The following is an 18,726-nucleotide window of genomic DNA, read 5'->3' as shown; positions in this document are numbered from 1 at the left end:
GCTTGCTAAAGTGGTTGGGTTGCCCTAGCTCGTCCACAGCGCGATGGCGGCGGAACCGCTCGTTGCGCCGCAGTCGTCCCACTCAGCGTGAACCGTTCTTCGTCTTCTCTTCAAAGCATCCAGGCACTGCGAGGCTTTGCCGCGCTCTACGTCGTTGTATTCCATTCCGGCCTGGCGCTGGCCCATGCCGACATGCCCGCCCTGGCGTGGCTGACCACGCACGTGATCAAGCGCGGACATGTGGGAGTGGATGTCTTCTTTGTCATCAGCGGCTTCATCATTGCGTGGGTCGCCATCCTGGGCCCCAAGGGACCGGAGACGCCCGGCGAGTTTCTCGTCAAGCGCGCATTCCGGCTGGCGCCGCCGTACTGGCTGATGTCGGTGCTGCATTCCACATGGCTCAATCCGGTGTCGACTGGCGTGCTGCTCAGCTCACTGGCCTTCCTACCGCAGGCCAATGTGGATGCGCCTTACTTCGGCTATCCCGCGCTCTACGTCGGCTGGTCACTCAACTACGAGGCGTTCTTCTATGCACTGTGCGCGCTGGGCCTGGCGCTGTTTGGCAGACGCGCGCTGTGGCTGGTCGCGCTGGTGTTGTTCACCACAACCATCATCGTGCCGTTCTGGCACAGCGGTGTGGTGCTGCGTGATCCGGAGGCGCTCTACACCTGGGCCACGCCCCTGCAGGCAATGGCCGCCAACCCACTTGTGCTCGAGTTCCTGCTGGGGGCGGGGCTGGCGTGGCTGCATGCGGAACACCGGCACCGCCTGACACCCGTCATGGCCCATGTGCTGTTGGCGGCCGGTCTAGGCACCTTCATCGTCTCCGTGATCGGGCCCGTGCCCAGGTTTGATCTGCTCGCGCGCGGCCTGCCGGCGGGGGCATTGCTGATCAGTCTGGTGGCGATGGAGTACTGCGGCCTGCTACGCGTGCCGCGTGTGGCGGTGTGGCTGGGTGAGTTGTCGTATGCGCTCTACCTGGTCCACCCCAGCGTGATCGAAACCACGCATCGTCTGGTGGGCGTGCTTGCGCCGGAGTGGATCGGTACGCAAGTCCTGCTGTTTGCCGTCAATCTTGCGCTGACGCTTGCGCTGGCGGCGCTGCTCCATCGCTATATCGAGCAGCCCTCCATTGCACTGGGCCGCAAGACGATCGACTGGATGGATACCCAGCGGCATGCGTGGCGCGCACGGCTGGGGCTGCAGAAACCGTGAGCACTGCATAACGTTTCCGGTTTTTATTCGTTCACCGCACGACGGGCGTCTCACACAATGGTTGCCTCAGAAACAATCTGTCGCACGCCATGTCTGCTCGTTCTCACTGGTTCCGTTTTGCCCCTACCGTATTGGCTGCTGCCACGTTGCTGGCAAGCACGGCTGCATCTGCTGACGCCACGCTCGACAAGGTCCAGCAGCGCAAGAAGCTGGTGGTGGGAGTGGTGCTGTCGGGCGGACCCTTCGGTTCCATTGACCCGGTAACGCAACGCGCAACAGGCTTCAATGTCGACTTGGCGCAGGCGCTTGGGCGCGGGCTGGGTGTGGAGGTGGAAACGGTGCAGGTGCAGCCGTCCAACCGCATTCAGTTCTTGCAGCAAGGGCGTGTGGACATTCTTGTTGCCTCGATGGAGCTGAACCCCGAGCGCGCGGAACTGTTGGCCCACGTGCCCTCCCCCTATTACCGCGTGGGTGGCGTAGCGCTGGTGCCCAAGGACAGCCCCGTGCAGAAGTGGAGCGACCTGAAGGGCAAGGATGTGTGCCTGTCGCAAGGCAGCAGCTACACCAAGCCGCTGGCGGCCGAGATCGGTGCCACGCCCAAGGGCTTCAAGAGCCCGGCGGAATCGCTGCTGGCACTGCGCGGCAACAACTGCGCCGCCGCCGTGCATGACGCCACGCTGCTCCAACCGCTGCCGCGCACCAACCCGGAATGGAAGGACTACCGCGTTGTCGGCCCAGATCTGATCCCCTCGCCCACCGTTATCTGGGCACGCAAGGGCGAGAACGACACCGTGGCCGCGCTCGATCGCATCGTGCAAGGCTGGCATCGCGATGGCTGGCTGATCGAGACCGAGAAGAAGAATGGCATCCTGCCGCCCTCGCCCGCGCTGGTCGAATGGCACGAAGCTGCAAAGGGCATCGTCAAGGCGGGCCGTAGCTGACCCGCATTCCGCATGGCTGACGATCTGCTTCTGCGCGTGATTGCGCTGGTCCGCCATACGGGCCTCGACTACGGCTTCCTGGCTGAAGCCTACGAACGGAATGCGCTGCTGCAAGGCGCCAGGCTCTCGCTGCTGGTGATGTTCAGCACCGTGGTGTTGAGCCTCATCTTTGGGGTGGTGCTGGCGCGCTTGCTGATCTCACCGCGCCGGCGTGTCGCGCAACTCGCCCAGGGCTTTGTTGAACTCACCCGCAACACACCCACGCTGGTGCAGTTGTGCTGTGCGTTCCTGGTCGTCAACACACTCATCACGCAAGCGCTGGCGCAGTGGCAGTTGCGCAACCCGCTCACGCCGTTCTTCTGGGCGGTCGCCATTCTCTCGCTGCACAAGGCGGCCTTTCATGCCGAGGCGTTGCGCGGCGGCATCGAGGCCGTACCGCCCGCCATGCTGGAAGCGGCAACGTCGTTGGGCTTCAGCGCACGTGAACGGCTGTGGCGCGTGCAGCTTCCGCTGGCATTCCGTGCCGCGCTGCCCTCGCTGATGAACAACACGGTGGAACTGGTGAAGGCGTCGTCTCTGGCCTCGGCCATTGCGGTGGGCGACATCACCTACAGCGCGCTGATGATCTGGACCCAACGCGACAACGTGCTCGAATGCATGGTGCTGTTACTGCTGTTCTATGGCGTGGTCACCTATGCCGTGCACGCAGCCGGCGTGTGGATCGAACGCCGGCTGCGCATGCCGGGCTATGGGGCCACGGGCCACGCTGTTGCAGGAGGGCCCGCCCATGCCTGACACTCTTCTTGGGACGCTGCTGCACTGGTCACCGGCACTGCTGCGGGGGTTGGCCATCAATATCGGCATCAGCTTGCTTGCCGTTGGGCTGGGCACGTTGATCGGGCTAGCCGTCGGTGCGTTGCACCTGTCGCCGGCAGGCTGGGTGCAACGGTTTGCCGGCAGCTACGTCGTCGCCTTCCGGAATGCGCCCTGGCTTGTGCTCGTGTACGGCATTGCTTACGCCGTGCCGTTCGAGATTGTCGTGCGCGGCCATGTGTTTCCGTTTCCCGACTGGCTCAAGGTCACGCTGGCGCTGGCACTGCCTGCAAGTGCCCACGTAGCGGAAATCTTTCGTGGCGCGGTGCTGTCGATTCCGTCTACGCAGTGGGAGGCGGCGGCATCGCTGGCCTTCACGCGCCGCGACATCCTCTGGCGCATCGTGCTGCCACAGTGCCTGCGCCGCATGCTGCCTTCATGGATGAACCTGTACGCGGTCATCACCATGGGCACCGCCATGGCCTCGCTGGTGGGCGTGCATGACCTGCTCGACACCGCGCAGATTGCCAGCAACACCGTCAACCGTACGCCGTTCACGGTGCTTACCTACTTCACTGTGCTCGGGTTGTTCTTCGTCTATTGCTACCCGATTTCGCGCCTGACCCGGCGCCTGGAGCGCGCCCATGTCCTCGCCTGATCTGCTGCCCCTTGATGCGCCTGCTACCAGTGCTCCGCTCGTAGCGTTGCGCGATGTGCATCTGACCTTCGGCACCACACCTGTATTGCGCGGCATCGATCTCGATGTGCACCGTGGCCAGGCCGTGTCGATCATCGGGCCATCCGGCTCAGGCAAGTCGACGCTCTTGCGCTGCATCAGCGGGCTGTTGCGGCCGCAACGCGGCAGTGTGACGGTGGACGGCATCCGCGTCGACCAGCTCACCACCGAGGCCGACACGATTGCCCTGCGCAAGCGCATCGGCTTCGTGTTCCAGCAGTACAACCTGTTTCCGCACCTGAGCGTGCTGGACAACCTGACGGCCGCCCCCGTGCGCGTGCTGGGCCGAACGAAGCAAGAGGCCGAAGCCGATGCGCATGCCCTGCTCAAGAAGGTAGGTTTGGCCGACAAGGCACGCGCCTATCCGGGCCAGCTCTCCGGCGGCCAGCAACAACGCGTGGCGATTGCCAGGGCGCTGGCAATGCGGCCCGAGCTGATCCTGTTTGACGAGGTGACCTCGGCGCTCGACCCTGAGACGGTGGGCGAAGTGCTCAACGTCATCGGAGAACTGGTCGACGATGGGCTGACCTGCGTGCTGGTGACGCACGAAATGGCCTTCGCACGCGCCATCAGCGATGCGGTGGTGTTTACCGAGCACGGCGTGGTGGTGGAACGCGGCCCGGCCGAGCAGCTCTTCTCGTCACCGGCGAGCGAGCGCACGCGGGCATTTCTGTCGCGCGCGCTGTCGGGGCATGCCGGGGCACGGCCGCCTGCACATGCGCCGTGGCACGCCGCCTTTGCAAGCGCGGCGTTTGCTGTCTGATCCCCCTCTCCTACCCACCGATGGCGTGCAGCTCCGCCACGGGCGCGTGCTGCAGCGCCTGCTCCAGATCGGCAATCAGGTCGTCGGCATCTTCCAGGCCAACGTGCAGGCGCAACACCGCACCGCTGCGGTTCCATTGCACATGGTCTGAAAGGCGCTCGGGCGCAACCACCGTGACAAGGCTTTCATAGCCACCCCACGAGGCGCCAATGGCGAAGAGCTGCAACGCGTCAGCAACACGCTCCGCAGCGTACTGATCTGCGTCCTTGAGTACGAAGGAGACCAGCCCGTTGGCGCCCGAGAAATCGCGCTTCCACAGCGCGTGGCCAGGGTCGTCCGGCAATGCCGGATAAAACACCTGCCCCACGCCCGGCTGCGTCTGCAACCATTGCGCAACACGCGTTGCGTTGCGTTGGTGCTGCGCCATCCGCACAGGTAGCGTGCGCACGCCACGCAAGGCCAGGTAGGCATCGTCTGCGCCAATGGTCAGGCCCAGCACATCGTGGGCGGCGGCAATGCGGGCGGCCACGGCCTCGGTGCGCGCAATCACGGCGCCCAGCATCACGTCGGAATGCCCGGCCACGTACTTGGTGGCAGCCAGCACCGAAACATCGGCCCCCGCCGCAAGCGGACGGAACAGGATGCCGGAGGCCCAGGTGTTGTCCGTCGCCAGCACGATATCGTGGCGCCGCGCCACACGGGCAATGGCCTCCAGATCGTAGATCTCGTACAGCAGCGACCCAGGCGACTCGGTAAAGATCAACCGCGTGTGTGGTCGAATGGCCGCTTCCAGGCGCCCGTCGTTGGGCTCGACATACGACACCTCGATCCCCAATCGCTGCAGCAACACGGCATCCAGCCGGCGCACGGGTGCATAGATGCTGTCGGTCACGATCACGTGGTCACCAGGCGAGAGCAGCGCCAAGAACGTCAGCGAGATGGCCGACAGGCCCGACGGCGCAAGGAACGCTCGCACGCCGCCCTCCAGCGCCAGCAGTGCATCTTCCAGCGCGCGGTGCGTTTGCGAGCCATGGCGGCCGTAGCTGGCGATGTTCTCGCCGGCCTTGCGGCGAGCGTGCACGTCGTGCAGGGCAGCGGTGCTGGCATGGCGCACGGTGCTGGTGCGTTCAACGGGCACATTGACGGGCGCGGCTCCGTCAACAAACGGTGGGCTGCCCGCATGGATGATGCGTGTGGCAAGCGCTTCGGGCACGTTGTGGGATGCGCGGGTGAATGTGCGGGTCATGGGGCCACCACCTCTGCCGTTTCGTTGACGATTGCACTCGGGCTGCCGAGCGCAAACAGCGCGCGCTCCTGCGCATCGAGTTGCGCTACCAGCCCGATCTCCCAGGCGAGATAGCCACGCGCGGCATCGAGGTTGCCGTCATGGCGGTCATGCACGAAGAAAAGGTAGTCAATGCGCTCGGCGTCTGCCGGCAGTTCTGGCGTCGCCTCAAGCGGATACCCGGCGGCATGCCACGCGGCAACGCCACCTTCGAGTCGCCGCACGGAAGCCGCCCCCTGCTCCAGCAAGTCCACCGCCGCGAGTGCGCTAACTGCAGCGTCATCGTCCACCAGCACGACCTGTGCGCCGCGCACGTCGTGCAACTGTCGCCGTGTGGCCCACCGTGCGCCGGGAATATGCGCCGTACGATAGGCCGCACTGCTGCGCAGATCGAACAACACGACTTCTCCATGCGCGAAGGCGTTGCGCAGCGTGCCCGCGTCGATCCCCACAGGGAGTGCCGGCTGCCAAGGCGTATCCCGTGTTGTCAGCAAGGCCGCATTCGCTTCGTTCAAACCGCCTTCCAGCACTGCGGCGTCGTGCCCCTGCTGGCGCAACCAACTGGCGATCACGGGAGCGCGGATACCGTCATCGTCGAAGACGATCAACCAGGCGCCGCGCACGCCGACGTACTGGTCTGTCGCCTGCAGCAACTGGCCGCCCGGCGCATGCACGGCACCCGGCAGGCTGCCGCGCGCAAAGGCATCCGCGGTGCGCACGTCGAGCAGGAAGACCGTACGCGCCCCTTGCTGGATCTCGGCTTGAACCGCCACCGCTGTGACTGTTGGCACAGCAAAGCGATCGGACAGATCCGCCACCGCTGCCTTCGCGCGCCGGCGTGCCGGCACGTCGATCGTGTCGGGGTAGCGGCGGTCGGCGCCGTGCTCCAACGTCAGGCCGTGCAACTGCCAGCCTTGCGTACCGTTCTCCAGCGCGTAGATCGGATTCGGCAGCCCCAGATTGCGCAGTGTTTGCGCACCGATGATGCTGCGTGTGCGCCCCGCGCAATTGATGACAACCGGTGTGTCGTCATCCGGCACAAGCGCATGCACGCGCAGTGCCAGCTCACCGTTCGGGCACGCAACAGCACCAGGAATGGTCATGCGGCGGTACTCGGCGACGGTGCGCCCATCCAGCAGCACGTGGCGCTTGTGCTCGCGCTGCCAGGCGGCCAGCTCACCTGCCGTGATGTGCGGTGTGTGATAGGCCAGCTCAGCCAGTTCACCAAACGTCTTGGATGGCACGTTGATGCCCTTGAACAACGCAAACCCGGCGGCCTGCCAGCCGGCATTACCGCTCTCCAGCACGTGCACGCTGTCGTAGCCAAGATCGAGCAAGCGCCGGGCTGCCAGCACGGAGAGCGCACCACCATCGGCATCCGTCACTACCAGCCGAACGTTGCGCCGGGGCACCAGACGCACGGCGTCGATCTCCAGCCGGCTGTATGGTGCTGGCGTTGCCAGGAAGAGATGTCCTTCGCCAAATTCACCAGCCTCGCGCACGTCGAGCAGTGCAATCTCCGCGCCGTCGTGGAGCCACGCCTTCAACGTGACGGCATCAATGGAAGGAACAGACATGCGGGCCTCGCGCGTAACGGAAAGGCCCATGGTAGGCACGCCGCCCCGCGCGCGAGAACGAACCGATGCGTCTATGCATATGCAGGATGCTGCGTTGGTGGTGCGTGCCCGGCGTTCTACACTGGGGCGTCTCTCCTCTGCCCTTCATTGTTCACAACGCGCCATGAGCCTCACCGAGCAACGGGACCACGCGGTCCGTCAAACCCTCATCGCCATTCGTGCCATTGCTGCGCAGGATGGCATCACCTACGCGTCACTCACCCGCATTGCTGATCGGTTGCAGGAACTGGCCGCGCAAGAGGCGCTGTTCCCCTTCGACGCCTTCCCGCCACCACCGGCAGACGAAGCCGATGCCTCCAGCCGCTACCTGCTGCATGAAGAGGCCGACAAGACCTTTGCGCTGTACCTGAACTCGATCAACCCGGGCAAGATCACGCCGCCGCACAACCACACCACGTGGGCAGTGATCGTTGCACTGGAAGGCGAGGAGTTGAACCGCGTGTACATCCGCACCGATGATGGCCGCGACCCTGAACGGGCCACGCTCGCCCTGTCGCGTGAGGTGGTCGTGCAACCCGGCACGCCAATCACGTTTCTGGCGGACGACATCCATAGCATCCACGTGGTCGGCAACAAGCCCACGCGCCACTTCCACCTGTACGGCCGCGCGCTGGAAACGCTCACCGGCCGCGTCGGTTTTGACCTCGCCACGGGGCGCGTGCTCAACTACAACCGCAACTACATGAGTGCGACCAAGCAGGCCGCCTGACCGCGCGCTACGTCGTCTTGCGCGCAGCGCCTGCCGCGGCCTGGCGCGGCATCCGGCCCAGCACCGGCTTCAGTACCGGCGCCTGCTGGGCCAGAAAATCCCACAACCGATTGGCAACGGGCCCGTGCGGCCGATCACGTCGGCGCGCCACCGCCAAGTCCTGGATCATGCCGGGGAAGTGCTTGCCTGCAATCGAGAGCAGACGCCCCTCGCGCAATTCCGCCTCGATCATGAAGCGCGGCAGATGTCCCCACGCCATACCGTGCACGATCAACTCCTTCTTCATCAGCTGATCCGGCACGAAGCACTGCGGGGCGCCCTCCAACACGTAGTGCGCCTGCGATGACGGCTGACGCGCCGAATCGTTGATCACGCATTGCATGAAGCGCTGCATCTGCTGCGGCGTAAGGCCGGACGTTGGCGCAAAAGGCAAAAAACCCGGCGCGACCACCGGCACCATCGCGATCTTGCCCAGGTCGATCCATTCCATGCGCACATCGCCTTTCGGCACGCGGTGCACGATCAGATCGGCCTCGTCTTCCAGCAGGCGCTCCCAGGGGCCGGTCACGGCTTCGAACTGCAACTGCAAGCGCGTTTGCGGGCATTGGCCGAAGAACTGGCTGAGCAATGCCAGCACCGGCTGCAACGGGCACAGATCGCCCAGCACCACGCGCAACTCGGCTTCCTCCCCCATGGCCAGTTGCCTGGCGTGGGTCCGCAACTCTTCGCTCTCCCGCAGCAATGACTGGACTTTGCGATGGAAGGACTGACCAGCCTCCGTCAACCGCACCCGATAGCCACTGCGGTCCAACAGGCTCAAGCCGAGTTGCTCCTCCAGCTTGGCCACCGCTGCAAACACCGAGGGGTGCGAGCGGTGCAGCCGGTCAGCCGCCGCCTGAAAGCTCCCCCCTGCCACCACCGCATCGAAGCACTGCAGCTCATGGAGCGTGAAGTTCGACATTGTTTGTTGAATCTACAGAGTTCTTTCAAACTTTATAGTATCCATGAAACAGCCCGGATTCTAGGATGACTCCACCTCAAACACGTTCTGGAGCCCATCATGGGATCTCACAACACCCTTTCGTTCATCACCACCGGCGACGGCGTACGTCTCGCCTATCGCTTTGACGGCTCGCCCAACAAGCCTGTCCTGCTGCTGTCCAACTCCATCGGCACCGATCTGCATATGTGGGACGTGACGGTGCCGCAGCTTGCCGAGCACTTCCACGTGTTGCGTTATGACGCGCGCGGCCACGGTGCGTCCGATGCGCCCACCGGGCTGTATTCACTCGATCGACTGGGACGCGATGTGGTGGAGCTGCTCGACGCACTCGGCCTGCAGCGCGTGCACATGCTGGGGCTTTCGCTGGGGGGCATCGTGGCGCAATGGTTGGCCATCCATGTGCCGGAGCGCATTGACCGCCTGGTGCTGTCGAACACCGCTGCCCACCTCGGCCCGGTGCAGTACTTTGACAACGCCATTGCGGAGCTGCGGCGTGCCCCCGACATGCAAGAGACGGCCGAGACCTTCCTGCGCAACTGGTTCCCGGCACACATGCTGGAGGCAAATGACCCGGCGGTCGCACCGTTCCGCCGCGCGCTGCTGGAAACGCCGCGCGAGGGCATCATCGGCGGCTGGACTGCCGTGCGGGATTCAGACCTGCGTCGCACGATCGCGCTCATCCCGCATCCCACGCTGGTCATTGCGGGCCTGCACGACACGGTGACGTCTGCGCGCCACGGCGAGGAGATCGCCGCCGCCATTCCGGGCGCACAACTGCGCATGCTGGACACCGTGCACCTTGCCAACGTGGAAGCGCCGGACGCGTTTATCGGGCTGGTGCTGGATTTCCTGGCCGTGCACGAGACGGCATAACGGATCGGCAACGATGCGCCGCAACCCGCCCGGTTGCGGTTAACATGGCGGCCATCCAACCGATGTGCCGCCAGACATGTCCCGCGTCAAGAACGAAGACGAATTCGAGCTGCGCCGCGAAAGCGTGCTCGACACCGCCGCTGAAGCCTTTGCGGCTGACAGCTACCCGAGCGTGTCGATGAACCAGCTCGCCGCCGCCTGCGGTGGCTCGAAGTCGCGCCTGTACCACTACTACGAAGGCAAGGAAGCGATCCTCTTCGATCTGCTCGACCGCTACACCACGCGGCTGGCCGACCTGGTCGAACGCGCGGAGAGCGATGCGCTGCACGCCAAGCTGTCGGCGCGGGCCACGCTACATCTGCTGATCCGCACCTTCCTGGCCGAATATGCGACGTCGCGCACGCGGCACGTGGCACTGCTCAACGACGTGAAATACCTGTCGCCCGACCAACGTGACATCGTGCTCGCCCGCGAGCGGGACGTGGTGGCCGCTGTGGGCCGGCAGCTCGGCGCGGCCTACCCCGACAAGGTGGACGAGGCTAACCGCACCCCCATCACGATGATGCTGTTCGGCATGATGAACTGGACGTTCACCTGGCTCAAACCCGATGGCCCACTGTCGTACGAAGGCTATGCCGAGATGGTGATCGAGATGCTGGAGAACGGGCTCGGCAGCCCAGGCGACAAGAAGGGCTGAAGCTCAGCAACCATCAGCGCTCGTCATAGCTCACGACAACACGCTGCGTGAGCGGACGCGCCTGGCACGTCAGCACAAAGCCTTGTTGGATCTCCCAGTCTTCCAGCGTGAAGTTCTTCTCCATCTCCACGCGCCCTTCCAGCACCTTGGCGCGGCACGTGCAGCACACACCACCCTTGCACGCATAGGGCAAGTCCAGCCCAGCATTCAGCGCGCTGTCGAGCACCTTGGCATCCCCCGCCATCGGCACGTCATGCGACTTGCCGTCGAGCACCACCGTCAACGCCACATCGCCAGCCACCGCCGCACGCTTGCGCGCTTTGGCCGATTCAGTCGACGCGTCGCCCACCGGTACGCCAAAGCGCTCGGCATGCACGCGCTCGCGTGGCACACCACGCTCCAGCAGCGCAGCTTCGACCGCATCGATCATCGTGGATGGCCCACAGATAAAGGCAGCGTCGATATCGTCGGGAGGAATCAGCGCATCCAGAAAGGCATGCGCCTTCGCACCATCCAGCCGCCCGTTGAACAACGCAATCTCCTGCGCCTGGCGCGACAGCACGTGATACAGCGCAAACCGATCGAGATAGCGGTCCTTCAGGTCTTCCAGCGCCTCGCCAAAGATGATGCTGTCGATGCTGCGGTTGCCGTAGACCAGCGTGAAGCGGCTGTGTGGCTCGGCGGCCAGCGTGGTCTTGATGAGCGAGAGGATGGGCGTGATGCCGCTGCCGGCAGCAAAGGCGACATAGTGGCGCGCACTTTCCGCAGCCAACGGCACATAGAAGCGACCATCCGGCGGCAGCACATCGAGCGATTGCCCCACGCGAATGCGGTCGTGCAGGTGGTTGGAGAACACGCCCGCATCCACACGCTTGACGGCCACGCGCAGCTCGCCATGCGCGTCGTAGTCCTGCACGGAACAACAGATGGAATACGAGCGCCGCACATCGCTCTGCCCTGTCTCGGGCACCGGCATGCGCAGCGTCAGGAACTGGCCCTGCTTGAAGCGATACGCATCGCGCAGGTCGTCCGGCACATCAAAGCGTAGGGAAATCGTATCAGCCGTCTCGCCACGCACTTCGGCAATACGCAGCGGGTGAAATTGCGGGGTCATGGCGATCGTTTCGTTTAGTAGGGCTTGAAGTAGTCGAACGGCTCACGGCACGCGCGGCAACGGTACAGCGCCTTGCACGCGGTCGAACCGAAGGCGGAGATGAGCACCGTGTCGTGCGAGCCGCATTGCGGGCAGGCAATGTGCTCGCCCTGCGCGGGGCGCATCAGGCGAATCGGGCGCGCGTTGCCCATCGTCACCACGTGGGCCGGCGGTGCAATACCGAAGTCGCGCAGCTTACGGTGCCCTTCGGGCGTGATCCAGTCCGTCGTCCACGCTGGCGAGAGCACGGAGCGCACGCGATACGCCCCCACATCCGCCGTCTGCAGCGCGCGGCTCACGTCGTCAGCAATCTGGTCCATCGCCGGGCAGCCGGAATACGTGGGCGTGATGGTTGCCACCACCGTGCCACTGCCATCGATCTCCACGTCGCGCAGGATGCCCAGTTCAGCGATCGTGACGACGGGGATCTCCGGGTCGGTCACCGCATCCAGCGCGGCCCGAGCGCGTGCAAGCCGTGTGGCCACATCGGCGGAAACAATAGGCTCGGCTACCACGATGCCCCCGGAAACTGGCGCGCCAGCCCCTGCATTTCGGCCAGCAGATAGCCCATGTGCTCGGAGTGCTCGCCGTGTTTTCCTGTGCTGACGTAGGGGCCAGACTCGGGCAAGGCAAGTGTGGCCTCAGCCAGCGCATCATTCACGGTTGCCTGCCATGCATCACGCAGATCGGCAACGCGCACGCCAATGCCGGCATCGGCCACGGCATCTTCAATGGCATCGGCGGCAAAGAACTCGTTGGTGTAGGGCATCAACCAGTTGAGCGCAGCCTGAGCACGTGCATGCGACACCTCGGTGCCATCGCCAAAGCGCACCAGCCAGTCACGCGTGTGTGCAAGGTGATAGCGCATCTCTTTGACCGACTTGGCGGCAATGGCGGCCAGTTCTGCATCCTTGGATGCGGCCAGCGCCTCCCACAACGGCACCATCAACGCCGCATACAGGAAGTGGCGGACGATGGTGACCGCGTAGTCGCGTGCCGCTGCAGATGTGGCAACCAGCGGCCCCACATGGGGCAATTCGAGCAGGGTGTAGTTGCGGAACGCGCTCTCTGCGCGCAAGTAGGCATAGTCGTCTTCGGTGCGCGGCGTGCCTGTCAGTGCGCCTTCAAGCTGGCCGGCATGTGTATAGAGCAGTCGCGCCTGACCGATCAAATCGAGGCTCAGGTTGGACAGCGCGATGTCCTCTTCGAGCACGGGGCCATGCCCCGTCCACTCAGCGTTGCGCTGACCAAGAATGAGTGCGTTGTCGGCCAGACGCAGGATGTATTGCAGATGCGCGTTGGAAGTCATCGCCACGGCTCACATGTGGTTGACTTCATCGGGCAGCCGATAGAACGTCGGGTGCCGGTAGATCTTGTCGGCCATTGGGTCGAACAGCATGGGCTTGTCATCGGGCTCGCTGGCGGTGATGGCGGCCGATGGCACGACCCAGATCGAGACGCCTTCCTGCCGGCGCGTATAGACGTCGCGCGCCATCTGCAACGCCTGCTTGGCATCGACCGCATGCAGGCTGCCGCAGTGCTTGTGCTCCAGACCCTGCTTGCTGCGGATAAACACTTCCCACAGCGGCCATTCGTGTTGATGCGTGGTTGTACTCATGCTGCGGCTCCTCAGGCGGCTTGTTCGGTGGCGGCCGCACGTTCGGCCTGTTTGCGTGCGTAGGCAAGCGCGGCTTCGCGCACCCACTCGCCTTCTTCATGCGCGCGCTTGCGGGTGGCGAGGCGCTCACGGTTGCAGGGGCCATGGCCGTCCAGCACACGCTTGAATTCGGACCAGTCCAGCGGTGAAAAATCGTAGTGGCCACGCGCCTCATTCCACGTGAGTCCAGGGTCAGGCAACGTCACGCCCAACACACGCGCCTGCTCGACGGTCGCGTCGACAAAGCGCTGGCGCAAGTCATCGTTCGAGATACGTTTGATGCCCCAGGCCATGGTCTGCGCGCTGTTGGGCGATGCGGTATCAGGCGGCCCGAACATCATCAGCACCGGAAACCACCAGCGGTTGACTGCCTCCTGCACCATGTCGCGCTGCGGCTGCGTGCCGCCCATCATGGTCAGCAGCGACTCAAAACCCTGGCGCTGGTGGAACGACTCTTCCTTGCAGATGCGGATCATGGCGCGTGCATAGGGGCCGTACGAGCAACGGCACAGCGGCACCTGGTTCATGATGGCCGCGCCGTCCACCAGCCAGCCGATCACGCCCACGTCTGCCCATGACAGCGTCGGGTAATTGAAGATGGACGAATACTTGGCCCGCCCCTCGTGCAGCGCGTCGATCATCTCGTCGCGCGTGCTGCCGAGCGTTTCGGCGGCGGAGTAGAGATAGAGGCCATGACCCGCCTCGTCCTGCACCTTGGCCAGGAGGATGGCCTTGCGCTTGAGCGACGGCGCGCGGCTGATCCAGTTGCCCTCGGGCAGCATGCCCACCACCTCTGAATGCGCGTGCTGCGAAATCTGCCGCAATAGCGTCTTGCGGTACGGCGCGGGCATCCAATCCTGCGGTTCGATCTTGTGGTCAGCACCGATGCGCGCGTCAAAGCGCGCCTGCAACTCGGCTTCGCCTTGCGGCACAGCGGCCAGTTCCTGTTCGGTGGGCAAGCCGCCAGGCTGGTCCAGGCTTTGGGTGTACATGCGATCCTCCGGCCCCGCGTTGGGGAGTGCTGGATGTGCGTGCCCCGCCATTCACGTCATGCCGGAGCTGGATCGATTATAAACAGTCCGACCGGTCGGTCAATAACGGATTACACCGCATGCCTCGATTGAGACATGCAGTGTGAATCAGCTTAGATGGAGGCTGCGGAGGACGCCTGATCCTGCGTGTGCGCGTGTGCACGTGTCCGTACGAAGGCGCCGGCCAGTGCAGAAGCCAGCACAGCCGCAATCGCCCCCAGCAGGAAAGCCAGGTGATAGCCGCCATTGAGTGCGGTGGCCGCATCGGCTCCCGCGGCAGTCAGGTTGTTCGTGCGGGCTGCCGCCAGGCTTGCGAGAATCGCCAGCCCCAATGCGCCACCCATCATGAATGACGTGTTGACCACGCCCGAAGCCAGGCCAGATTCATCCGGCGCGACATCGCTCATCGCCGCCAGCAACACCGGGTTGAAGGCCACGCCTGCACCCAGGCCCAGCAGCAGCATGCCCGGCAGCACGTCCAGCATGAAGTTGCCGCCAGCCGGCGCACGCGCAAACAGCACCAGCCCGACGGCCGCCACCAGCAAACCCAGCGACAACGGCGCGCGAATGCCAAAGCGCATCACCAGCTTGGCCGACAACCCCAGCGAGAACACCGCCATGATGATGTTGGCCGGCAGGAAGGCCAGCCCCACCTGCATGGCGCTGTAGTTCAGCACACGCTGCATGTAGAGCGCCGAGATGAAGAACCACGCGAACATCGCAGCTGCCCACAGCACGCCCACCACGTTGGCCGTGGCCACATTGCGCAGCGCGAACATGTGCAGCGGCATGAGCGGATGCGACACGCGCGACTCAATGACGAGGAACGCAATCATCAACGCGACAGCCGTGCCCAACTGGGCAAGCGTTTGCGTGGACGTCCAACCGACCTCGTTACCGTGCACGATGGCGTACACCGCCAGCATGAGCGAGGTCGTCACGGCAATCGCGCCTGCCACGTCCAGCTTGGCGCGATCTGCCAGTGGCTTGCCAGCAGGCAGCAATGCCATGCATGCGGCGTACACCGCCACACCAATCGGCAGGTTGACCAGGAAGATCCAGTGCCAGCTCAGCGCGCTGGTCAGCAACCCGCCCAGCAACACGCCGATGCTGCCACCGCCTGCGCACACGAAGCCGTAAATGCCCATCGCCTTGGCACGATCGGCCGGCGAGGTGAACAGGTTCATGATGAGCGACAGCGACACCGCCGACACCACGGCCCCGCCCAGCCCCTGTACCGCACGCGCCGCAATCAGCAACCCCTGCGAGTTCGCCAGACCACACGCCGCAGAAGCCAGCGTGAACAGCGTGATCCCCAGCAAGAACAGCTTGCGATGCCCGAACAGGTCACCCAATCGCCCACCCAGCAGCAGGAAACCGCCAAAGGTCAGCATGTAGGCGTTGACCACCCACACCAGCGAGGTTTCGGAAAAGCCCAGATCCGCCCGGATGGACGGCAGTGCGACGTTCACGATGGTCGTATCCAGCACGATCATCAGCACGCCCAGGCAGAGCACGATGAGGGCCAGCCAGCGCTTGCGTTCGTCGATGCCATGCGTCATGGAACCACTCCTTGAATGCGCTGCAGCCTCGCTCAGGATTCCGCAGCCAATTTGAGATTGGCGAGACCGGCCTCGAAGTCCTTGCCGATCACCGCGTCCATACTGAAGAACAGGCCCATCACCTTCGAGATGAACGGGCTCGGGCCGTACATGGCCCAGGTCACATGGGTGAGATCGCCCGCAGGCTTCAACGTGAATTCCGCTGTGTTGTGGGCTTCGAAGGGCTTCAGGAAATCCAATTGGATCTGGATGCGGGCGGGCGCGTTCGACAGCGAGGAATCGACGATCTCCATGCGCCCGGCGCCGACCTTGCTGGAGCCTTCCCACGCATAATTCGCGCCCTTGCCATTGGTCGGGCCGCCGTACGTGCGCTTCATCGCCGGGTCGAGCTTTTCCCACGGCGACCAGGCGGTCCAGTGGTGAAAATCATCGATCAGGGCAAACACCTTTTCGGGCGGCGCCTTGATGTCGATCTCGCGCTGCACGCGAAAGCTGTCTGGCCGCGTGGCCGCAAACCCAAGCACGGCAACAATGGCAACGACGATGACGATCGCAATGATCTTCAGCATGAAGACGGTCTCCAGAAATGGGGCTGCAGGTGAGTGGACGCCTTCGCGCAGGGAATGCGAAGGGTCGCGGCCAGAGCGGCCGGCCACCCGGGGGTGGTTTCGTTGATATTGGTAAGGCCCCGGTGAAAGCGCAGTCTAGCACCGGTCAGTCACCCGGCGCCAAGGCAAACCTTCCTACGGCTTTGCGCCGAACGGCCACCATCGGGTGGCCGTTTGCGCCGACACAATGCTTACATCGGCTTGGGCGCAATCACCATCCACGTGATGCCGAAGCGATCGGCCACCATGCCGAATGCGTTGGCAAAGAAGGTTTCCGACATCGGCATGGTCACCTGACCACCGTCACCCAGCGCCTTGAAGGTGCGCTCGGCCTCGGCCTTGTCAGCCACACTCACCGACAGCCCGAAGCCTTTGAAATCGGCCTTGCCCGAAGCCATGCCGTCGGATGCCAGGACCTGCGTTTCACCCACGCGGAAAGCTGCGTGCATCACCTTGTCGAGCGGGGGTGCCATGCCGCCACACTGCTCGGCGGTAGGTTGCGCATCCTTGGGCGCATCCTTGTAGTGCATCACCACGTCAACCTTGGCGCCAAGCGTCTTCTTGTAGAACTCAAGCGCTTCCTCACAACGGCCTTCGAAGAACAGATACGGTTGAATTTGCATCACAACTCCTTGGGGTAGGTAGGGACTCCGGGTGAAGATCCGGCCGCGCGTTGGGTCACACGGTCAGGGGAAGCCACGCATCAACAGACGCCGTCAATTGCACGCCGGTTCGGGCACCGGCATTGGCACGGAGGCGTGCTCGTGCACCACCAGCCAGCGGCCATCGATCTTGCGGAAGCACACCGTGGCACGTGTTTGCGCATCATGCTTCGCGCCGTCGCGATAGCGCGCACGCAAGCGGTTCACGCTGAAGCAATAGGCCAAGTCGCCACTCACCTCGAGGTGCAATTCGACGAACTGGAAATCAGCCTGCCCTTCCAGCGCATCGAACCAGCCCTGCCAGTTGCGCCGGTAGGCATCAGCACCTTTTACAAACAGCGGCGGCATGACATCAAACACCACCACATCAGGCGCGTAGTGACGCATCACTGCGTCCACGTCCTTGGCGCGCACGGCGGCGGCCCATTCTTCGATCAGCGCACGCACCTGCGCTTCATCATTCGCGGCATTTGTTGCAGTTGTCATGTCGGCCTCCGATGACGAAAAAAGCGCCTTGGAATCTACGACAACAGCGCCTAGTGTTGATTTGTGAACACTGTCCACAAACGATAGCAGACATAATGAACAGTGTCCACATAAAGCTTGCGGAGATTGCATGACCCAGGAACCACCCCGCCCGCCCGCGCGATCGACCTATCGTCACGGCGATTTGCGGCGCGCGCTGCTCGACGCCGGCATTGAGCTGGCGCGTGCCGGCGGCCCAGATGCCATCGTGCTGCGCGAGGCAACGCGCCGCGCTGGCGTTGCACCGAATGCGGCCTACCGGCACTTCGCCGGGCGACTGGATTTGCTGCAGGAGGTGCGCGCGGCGGCGCTGGCAGCATTGGCACGCGCCATGGAAACGGAACTGGATGCAATCGACCCGACCTGGCCGCAAGATGCGCAGGCCCGCGCCTCCTTGCGCGCCATCGGCGTGGGGTACCTGCGTTTTGCGCAAATGGAGACCGGCCTGTTCCGCACCGCGTTTGCCGTGCCCGATGAAGTGGAGAACGACGCCGACCCGGACAAGGCCGGCAACAGCGGGCTGAACCCGTTCCAGTTGCTAGGCCTGGCACTCGACCGCATGACTGCCGCAGGCGTGCTCCCAGCCGAGCGCCGTCCGGGCGCTGAATATCTCGCATGGTCTGCGGTGCACGGGCTAGCGCTGCTGATCATCGACGGCCCGCTACGCGGCCGCCCGCCCGAGCAGACAGGCGCCATCGCCCTGCGCGTGGTCGAGATGGTGGAGAACGGCCTGTAGCCGCTTCGGCTGGACGAAGCCGCGCAATCTGCGCGCAGGTTCTGACGACATGCGCAACGCTTCGTTCGTCTGCGCCGCCTTCAATGCAACGATGTCAGCCTTGTCGCGCCCGCCCACCCG

At 64.2% G+C, this 18,726-nt stretch carries 21 protein-coding genes; 9 read left to right on the top strand and 12 right to left on the bottom strand.

Features of this window, described 5'->3' with window-relative positions; all coding sequences use genetic code 11:
* Positions 1-87 precede the first annotated feature (87 nt).
* The 5 genes from F7R11_RS22410 (at position 88) to F7R11_RS22390 (ending at position 4,468) form a co-directional block, all read left to right on the top strand.
* A complete protein-coding gene (locus tag F7R11_RS22410; RefSeq protein WP_064807714.1) occupies positions 88-1,215 on the top strand; it encodes an acyltransferase family protein in 1,128 nt (375 codons plus the stop codon).
* Positions 1,216-1,304: 89 nt separating this feature from the next.
* A complete protein-coding gene (locus F7R11_RS22405) occupies positions 1,305-2,156 on the top strand; it encodes a transporter substrate-binding domain-containing protein (RefSeq protein WP_064807716.1) in 852 nt (283 codons plus the stop codon).
* A 12-nt stretch (positions 2,157-2,168) separates the two neighbouring features.
* Positions 2,169-2,951 (top strand): amino acid ABC transporter permease, encoded by a 783-nt coding sequence (locus F7R11_RS22400; protein ID WP_064807718.1) that lies wholly within the window; start codon positions 2,169-2,171, stop codon positions 2,949-2,951.
* Entirely contained in the window at positions 2,944-3,627 is a 684-nt protein-coding gene (locus F7R11_RS22395; protein ID WP_064807720.1) for an amino acid ABC transporter permease, read from the top strand. The genes F7R11_RS22400 and F7R11_RS22395 overlap by 8 nt, the downstream gene beginning before the upstream one ends.
* Complete coding sequence (locus F7R11_RS22390) at positions 3,614-4,468, top strand: amino acid ABC transporter ATP-binding protein (protein WP_064807723.1); 855 nt, start codon at positions 3,614-3,616, stop codon at positions 4,466-4,468. Before F7R11_RS22395 ends, F7R11_RS22390 begins: the two co-directional genes overlap by 14 nt.
* A gap of 10 nt (positions 4,469-4,478) precedes the next feature.
* Here the strand turns inward: F7R11_RS22390 and metC are convergent, their stop codons facing one another.
* On the bottom strand, positions 4,479-5,714 hold the full coding sequence (gene metC, locus F7R11_RS22385; protein WP_064807725.1) for a cystathionine beta-lyase: 1,236 nt from the start codon (positions 5,712-5,714) through the stop codon (positions 4,479-4,481).
* Entirely contained in the window at positions 5,711-7,330 is a 1,620-nt protein-coding gene (locus F7R11_RS22380; protein ID WP_064809068.1) for a rhodanese-like domain-containing protein, read from the bottom strand. Before F7R11_RS22380 ends, metC begins: the two co-directional genes overlap by 4 nt.
* 163 nt (positions 7,331-7,493) lie before the next feature.
* Here F7R11_RS22380 and F7R11_RS22375 point away from each other — a divergent pair, with 163 nt between their 5' ends.
* Positions 7,494-8,099, top strand: coding sequence for a cysteine dioxygenase family protein (locus F7R11_RS22375; protein WP_064807727.1), 606 nt, complete (start codon positions 7,494-7,496; stop codon positions 8,097-8,099).
* Positions 8,100-8,106: 7 nt separating this feature from the next.
* Here the strand turns inward: F7R11_RS22375 and F7R11_RS22370 are convergent, their stop codons facing one another.
* Positions 8,107-9,060: a LysR family transcriptional regulator gene (locus F7R11_RS22370; protein ID WP_064807729.1), complete on the bottom strand. Its 954-nt coding sequence runs from the start codon at positions 9,058-9,060 to the stop codon at positions 8,107-8,109.
* A gap of 99 nt (positions 9,061-9,159) precedes the next feature.
* On the opposite strand from F7R11_RS22370, the gene F7R11_RS22365 reads away from it, so the two are divergent.
* Both F7R11_RS22365 and F7R11_RS22360 read left to right on the top strand, forming a co-directional pair.
* Positions 9,160-9,975, top strand: a complete 816-nt coding sequence (locus tag F7R11_RS22365; RefSeq protein WP_064807731.1) for an alpha/beta fold hydrolase — start codon at positions 9,160-9,162, stop codon at positions 9,973-9,975.
* A gap of 76 nt (positions 9,976-10,051) precedes the next feature.
* Positions 10,052-10,672, top strand: a complete 621-nt coding sequence (locus tag F7R11_RS22360) for a TetR/AcrR family transcriptional regulator (protein WP_021193707.1) — start codon at positions 10,052-10,054, stop codon at positions 10,670-10,672.
* Between the two features lie 13 nt (positions 10,673-10,685).
* Here the strand turns inward: F7R11_RS22360 and paaE are convergent, their stop codons facing one another.
* The 9 genes from paaE to F7R11_RS22315 all read right to left on the bottom strand — a co-directional run bounded on the left by paaE (position 10,686) and on the right by F7R11_RS22315 (position 17,831).
* Entirely contained in the window at positions 10,686-11,786 is a 1,101-nt protein-coding gene (gene paaE / locus F7R11_RS22355) for a 1,2-phenylacetyl-CoA epoxidase subunit PaaE (protein WP_064807734.1), read from the bottom strand.
* A gap of 14 nt (positions 11,787-11,800) precedes the next feature.
* Positions 11,801-12,340, bottom strand: a complete 540-nt coding sequence (gene paaD / locus F7R11_RS22350; protein ID WP_064807736.1) for a 1,2-phenylacetyl-CoA epoxidase subunit PaaD — start codon at positions 12,338-12,340, stop codon at positions 11,801-11,803.
* A complete protein-coding gene (paaC, locus tag F7R11_RS22345; protein WP_064807738.1) occupies positions 12,334-13,134 on the bottom strand; it encodes a 1,2-phenylacetyl-CoA epoxidase subunit PaaC in 801 nt (266 codons plus the stop codon). The genes paaD and paaC overlap by 7 nt, the downstream gene beginning before the upstream one ends.
* A gap of 9 nt (positions 13,135-13,143) precedes the next feature.
* Entirely contained in the window at positions 13,144-13,443 is a 300-nt protein-coding gene (gene paaB, locus F7R11_RS22340; protein ID WP_048931478.1) for a 1,2-phenylacetyl-CoA epoxidase subunit PaaB, read from the bottom strand.
* Between the two features lie 11 nt (positions 13,444-13,454).
* Positions 13,455-14,474: a 1,2-phenylacetyl-CoA epoxidase subunit PaaA gene (gene paaA / locus F7R11_RS22335; RefSeq protein ID WP_064807740.1), complete on the bottom strand. Its 1,020-nt coding sequence runs from the start codon at positions 14,472-14,474 to the stop codon at positions 13,455-13,457.
* Positions 14,475-14,626: 152 nt separating this feature from the next.
* On the bottom strand, positions 14,627-16,075 hold the full coding sequence (locus F7R11_RS22330; RefSeq protein WP_064807742.1) for a DHA2 family efflux MFS transporter permease subunit: 1,449 nt from the start codon (positions 16,073-16,075) through the stop codon (positions 14,627-14,629).
* A gap of 32 nt (positions 16,076-16,107) precedes the next feature.
* On the bottom strand, positions 16,108-16,644 hold the full coding sequence (locus F7R11_RS22325) for an SRPBCC family protein (protein WP_064807744.1): 537 nt from the start codon (positions 16,642-16,644) through the stop codon (positions 16,108-16,110).
* A 230-nt stretch (positions 16,645-16,874) separates the two neighbouring features.
* Positions 16,875-17,306, bottom strand: coding sequence for a VOC family protein (locus F7R11_RS22320; protein WP_064807746.1), 432 nt, complete (start codon positions 17,304-17,306; stop codon positions 16,875-16,877).
* 93 nt (positions 17,307-17,399) lie between these two features.
* Positions 17,400-17,831, bottom strand: a complete 432-nt coding sequence (locus tag F7R11_RS22315; RefSeq protein WP_064807748.1) for a YybH family protein — start codon at positions 17,829-17,831, stop codon at positions 17,400-17,402.
* 130 nt (positions 17,832-17,961) lie between these two features.
* Here F7R11_RS22315 and F7R11_RS22310 point away from each other — a divergent pair, with 130 nt between their 5' ends.
* Positions 17,962-18,606: a TetR/AcrR family transcriptional regulator gene (locus F7R11_RS22310; RefSeq protein ID WP_064807751.1), complete on the top strand. Its 645-nt coding sequence runs from the start codon at positions 17,962-17,964 to the stop codon at positions 18,604-18,606.
* The last annotated feature ends 120 nt before the right edge of the window (positions 18,607-18,726 follow it).

Origin of the sequence: Ralstonia insidiosa (genome assembly GCF_008801405.1) — a bacterium.
Lineage (GTDB): Bacteria > Pseudomonadota > Gammaproteobacteria > Burkholderiales > Burkholderiaceae > Ralstonia > Ralstonia insidiosa.
This window is presented reverse-complemented; position numbering and strand designations above follow the sequence as displayed.